This window comes from Ruegeria lacuscaerulensis, assembly GCF_013033355.1.
Lineage (GTDB): Bacteria > Pseudomonadota > Alphaproteobacteria > Rhodobacterales > Rhodobacteraceae > Ruegeria > Ruegeria lacuscaerulensis_A.
On record NZ_WQDY01000037.1, the window covers coordinates 1 to 1,003 of the forward strand.

The 1,003-nt window shown below is 58.6% G+C and carries 1 protein-coding gene; it reads right to left on the reverse strand.

Annotated elements, in window-relative coordinates; genetic code table 11:
- Positions 1 to 992: arginine deiminase family protein (locus GOW48_RS22280; protein ID WP_170756252.1), on the reverse strand; the 992-nt coding region annotated here is incomplete at its 3' end.
- Positions 993 to 1,003: the final 11 nt, after the last annotated feature.

Genomic DNA, 1,003 nt, shown 5'->3' on the forward strand with positions numbered 1-1,003 from the left:
ACCTCCAGCGAGTTCAGCCCCAGCGCTTCTTTGTAGACGTCGAAAAGGTGCCCTTTTTCCACGTGGATATCCAAGTCCCCGCGGTCACCCGGGCGGATCGAGATACAGGTGATCTGGTCCGCGACTTCCGAGAATGCAGTGACCTTGTCGTGGTCAAGACAAGTGAACACCGTATCCAGATGCATGGCTGCGCGGCTTTTGGGCATCGCACAGGCGACGACACGCTCGGCACCGCCCTTCCTGAACAGCGCTTCGGCAACCTGAGCGACGGCCTGCCGGGTTGTGCGCTCGCCCATCCCTATGAAGACAGTGCCGTTGCCCACCGGTTGAACGTCGCCACCCTCGACCGAGGCGAGGCCGAAATCGTCGTCGCTATCGCCCCACCAGAACTCGAACTCGGCGTCCTTGAACATCTTATGGTGGCGATACACCGTACGCATGATCAAGGTTTCCGGCTTACGAGCAGGCCAGAACATCGGGTTCGTCGTCACGCCATCGAAAATCCAGCAGGAGGGGTCGCGCTGGAACTGCGCATTGGGGATCGCGGGAAGAATGAAGTCGCCCAGAGAAACCAGATCACCGAACTGTTCGTCGATCATACCCTTGGGCAGGTCTGCAAAGATGATGCCGCCGAGCATATGGCGAGCAAGCAGCTTGGCATCCATCTCGTCCAACCAAGCACGCATTTCTACGGAAAAGCCCAGGCCGACCATGTTGGGCGTGATCAGACGGTCCAACAGGAAGGCACGCGCTGCGGGGTCGTCTGCGATAGCTTGGGCGAGCAGATCCTGAATGTCGTAGACCTCGACCCCGCGTTCCCGCATCAGGGAACAGAATTCTGCGTGGTCCTTGCGAGCCTGCTCGACCCAGATCACGTCATCGAACAAAAGCTCTTCGCAATTTCGTGGTGTCAGACGATCATGCGCCAGTGAAGGGCGCGAGACGATCACCTTGTTGAGCTTTCCGATCTCGGAATGAACGCCGAGCTTCATGGCAAATCTCC